Source organism: Actinocrinis sp., from assembly GCF_035946395.1.
In the GTDB taxonomy this organism is placed as follows: Bacteria; Actinomycetota; Actinomycetes; order Streptomycetales; family Catenulisporaceae; genus Actinocrinis.
In genome coordinates this window covers 1-3787 of record NZ_DASYZI010000263.1, presented here as the reverse complement: position 1 = coordinate 3787, position 3787 = coordinate 1, and the positions used below count along the sequence as shown (strand labels likewise).

Sequence of the window (3787 nt, the reverse complement as noted above, 5' to 3'; positions counted from 1 at the left end):
CAGTCCCGCATCGCCAGCAGGTCACGGGTCATGGAGCTGAAGGTGCGGGTCTCGCTGCGGCGCCGGGCGCCGGCCGGCACCCGGATAGTGACCTTCACATCGCCCTTGCTGATGTCGATCCCCGCGCATCTGGGGTGGATGACGTCCATCGGCCCGCTCTCCCTTCACGTCGCGGCCAGGGGCGTGGGACCGCCCGGCAGGGGTCCGGCAGGCGCAAGAGTCTGATTCGCGTGCTCAAGGCAACACATCCGGGTGCCTGTCGATGGACCCCCAGCGTCCTACTGACCCACGGGCTCGGAACGCACCAAGGCGACACGACGTCCACCGGACGGCCACCACACCGATTTTCACGCCAACAGGGTGTCACCGACAAGCGACCGCACTACTGACCCGCTACACCCGAAGCGAGCATCAGCGCCCTAAGCACGGGGGACGGTGCCGCACTGCCCGAAACAGGAGAAACATGGACACCAGTGCCGCGCCGGCGGACACCCGCGTGGCGACCCGCCACGACAGCACCATCGACCGGCTGCCCGCCACGTTCCGCTGGGGCACGGCGACGTCCGCCTACCAGATCGAGGGAGCGGTGGACGAGGACGGGCGCACGCAGTCGATCTGGGACACCTTCGGGCGGGTGCCCGGTGCGGTGGACAACGGCGACACCGGGGACGTGGCCTGCGACCACTACCACCGCATGCCGCAGGACGTCGGGCTGATCCGCGAGCTCGGCCTGGACGCGTACCGCTTCTCGATCGCCTGGCCCCGGGTGCAGCCCGGCGGCCGTGGCCCGGCCAACGCGGCGGGGCTGGCGTTCTACGACCGGCTGGTCGACGAACTGCTGGACGGTGGGATCGAGCCCTGGGTCACCCTGTACCACTGGGACCTGCCGCAGGAGCTTGAGGACGCCGGCGGCTGGCCGAACCGGGACACCGCCTACCGCTTCGCCGACTACGCGGAGCTGGTCTACGCGCGGCTCGGCGACCGCGTCGAGCACTGGACCACGCTGAACGAGCCGTGGTGCTCGGCGATGCTCGGCTACGTCGAGGGCGTGCAGGCCCCCGGCCGCCGCGAGTTCGCGGCCGGCATGCACTCGGTGCACCACCTGCTGCTCGGCCACGGGCTCGCAGCGGCGCGGATCCGCGAGGCCAACGGCGGCGACGCGCCACGTCACCCGCTCAGCCTCGCGATCACGCTCAACCTGAGCACCGCGCGCGCCGCCACCGACTCCCCGGCCGACCAGGAGGTCGCGCGCCGCGCCGACGGCCTCGGCACCCGTGTCTACCTCGACCCGCTGTGGTACGGCCGCTACCCCGAGGACATCGTGGCCGACCTGGCCGCGCGCGGCATCGAGCTGCCGGTCCAGGACGGCGACCTGGAAGTCATCTCGGCCCCGCTGGACACGCTGGGCGTCAACTACTACTTCAGCATGAAGAGCTCCGGCGTGGACGAGAACGGCGCGCCGCTCGACGCGAGCGGCAGCCCGACCGGCCGCGCCGTGCCGTACGGCCTGCCGCGCACCGCGATGGGCTGGGAGATCATGCCGGAGGACTTCGCCGAGGTGCTCACCCGCGTCGGGCGCGACTACCCCGGCGTGCCGATCTTCGTCACCGAGAACGGCGCGGCGTTCGCCGACGTGCCGGACACCGCGGGCTTCGTGCGCGACCAGGGACGCATCGACTACCTGGCCGCGCACATCGCCGCCGTGGTGGCGGCCCGTGACGCGGGCACCGACATCCGCGGCTACTTCGTCTGGTCGCTGCTGGACAACTTCGAGTGGGCGTACGGCTACGACAAGCGCTTCGGCATCGTGCGGGTGGACTACAACACCCAACAGCGCATTCCGAAGCAGAGCGCCCTCTGGTACCGCGACACGATCCAGCGCGTCCGGGCATCGGAGTAAATCGCAATAAGGAGGACACCGTAAAGAAGGCACAGTGAGCGCGCCGGGCGCCAGGTCCGGCGCGCTCACTGTGTCGGATTACAGGGCTACGCTGTGTCGAGTTATGCGATGTCGGATTACGCGGTGCTGGATTACGGGGTGCTGGATTACAGGGTTCCGGACTGCGGGTGCCGGACTACGGGACCATCCAGGACAGCGCGGACGTGGACTGCAAACCGACGATCAGGCACATCCCGGCCAGCAGGACCAGGCTCCACGGCAGCATCCTGCGGAACAGTCGGCCCTCGCCGCCCTCAAGACCCACGGCGCCGGCGGCGATGGTCAGGTTCTGCAACGAGATCATCTTGCCGACCACGCCGCCGGAGGCGTTCGCCGCCGCCAGCAGGGTCGTGCTCAGGCCCGCCTTGCCGGCCGCCGTCACCTGCAACGCGCCGAACAGTGAGTTCGAGGACGTGTCCGAGCCGGTCAGCGAGACGCCCAGCCAGCCGACGATCGGCGAGAGCAGGGCGAAGGAGTGCCCCGCGCTGGCCATCCAGGTGCCCAGCGTCGCGGTCTGCCCGCTGGTGTTCATCACGAACGAGAGCGCCAGTAGCCCGGCGACGGCGACGATCGCTCCGCGCAGCCGGACGAGCACCCGCCAGTACGCGGCGAGGGCCGCGCGCGGCGCGATGCGCAGTACCGCCATGGTGATCAGACCGGCGGCGAGCAGGAGCGTCCCGGTGGTCGCGAGGTAGTTGAACTTGAAGATCGTCAGACTGGAGACCTTGCCGCTGGGGCTGTACACGTGCAGGCCCGGCCAGTTGAACGATTTCGTGGGGCCGTTGAGCAGATGGCCGACGAGGGACCACTGTGAGAGCACGAAGATGGCGACGATCACCATGTAGGGGGAGTAGGCGCGCAAGACCTCCGCGCGGGTGTCGCGCAACTCCAGCCTGCGCCGCAGCATCGGGTCAGGCTCGTCGAGGGATCCGCCCGCCATCGCCGGCACCAGGCGGAACGCCGCGGCCGGACGTGTCCGGGCGACCATGGCCACGACGCATGCGCTCAGCATCGCCGCGCCGATGTCGGCCAGCGGCATCGCGACGTAGTTCGCGACGACGAACTGGGTCAGTGCGAAGGACATCCCGGCCGCCAGAGCCGGCCACCACGCCTCGCGCAGCCCGCGGCGCCCGTCGGCCACCACGACCAGCAGGAGCGGGACGAACAGCGCGATGATCGGCACCTGGCGCCCGGCCATCGAGCCGAGTTGCGCCGATGGCAGGCCGGTGACCTTGGCCAGCGTCGTGATCGGCAACCCGAGCGGCCCGAACGCCGCCGGGACGGTGTTGGCCACCAGCGCTATCGACGCCGACTTGAGCGGCGTGAAGCCGACCGCGATGAGCATCACCGTGGTGATCGCGACCGGCGTGCCCTGGCCCGCCAAGCCCTCAAGCAGGGCGCCGAAGCAGAACGCGATGACGATCGCCTGGACCCGCTGGTCGCCGCTGACCCGCGCGAAGCTGCCGCTGAGCAGGTTGAAGTGCCCTGTCTCGACGGTCATCTGGTAGATCCAGATGGCCGTGACGAAGGTCCAGGCGAGCGGGAAGAGGCCGAAGGCCGCCCCCTGGCCGGCGGCCAAGGCGACCTGGCCCACCGGCATGGGATAGACGACGGCCGCCACGAGCGCGGCGACGGCGAGCGCGCCGAGCGAGGCCTTCCAAGCCTTCGTCCGCGCCAGGCCGAGCAACGCGAACAAGGCGGCCACGGGCAGGGTGGCGAGGAGCGCACTCCAGGCCAGGGAATGTGCGAATGGGTCAAGTACCTGTCGATACACGCGTCACCTCGGGCATGGTCGGCTCAGGGCGAATCCGCGAGACTCTCCGCGTCCGTCTGAGTGTCCACGAGCAG

Annotated in this window: 2 protein-coding genes and 1 pseudogene; 1 reads left to right on the top strand and 2 read right to left on the bottom strand. The window is 70.2% G+C overall.

Features of this window, described 5'->3' with window-relative positions:
* A pseudogene (locus VGS97_RS29900) lies at nt 1–149 on the bottom strand (IS110 family transposase); the annotation flags it as partial.
* Nucleotides 150–463: 314 nt separating this feature from the next.
* Between VGS97_RS29900 and VGS97_RS16415 the strand changes: the two are divergent.
* Nucleotides 464–1900, top strand: a complete 1437-nt coding sequence (locus VGS97_RS16415) for a GH1 family beta-glucosidase (RefSeq protein ID WP_326854403.1) — start codon at nt 464–466, stop codon at nt 1898–1900.
* A gap of 175 nt (nt 1901–2075) precedes the next feature.
* Here the strand turns inward: VGS97_RS16415 and VGS97_RS16410 are convergent, their stop codons facing one another.
* Entirely contained in the window at nt 2076–3713 is a 1638-nt protein-coding gene (locus VGS97_RS16410; RefSeq protein WP_326854402.1) for an L-lactate permease, read from the bottom strand.
* Nucleotides 3714–3787: the final 74 nt, after the last annotated feature.

Bases quoted from the DNA above. Each gene is read 5' to 3' on its own strand.
- VGS97_RS16415 (WP_326854403.1), top strand. From the start codon at position 464: ATGGACACCAGTGCCGCGCCGGCGGACACCCGCGTGGCGACCCGCCAC.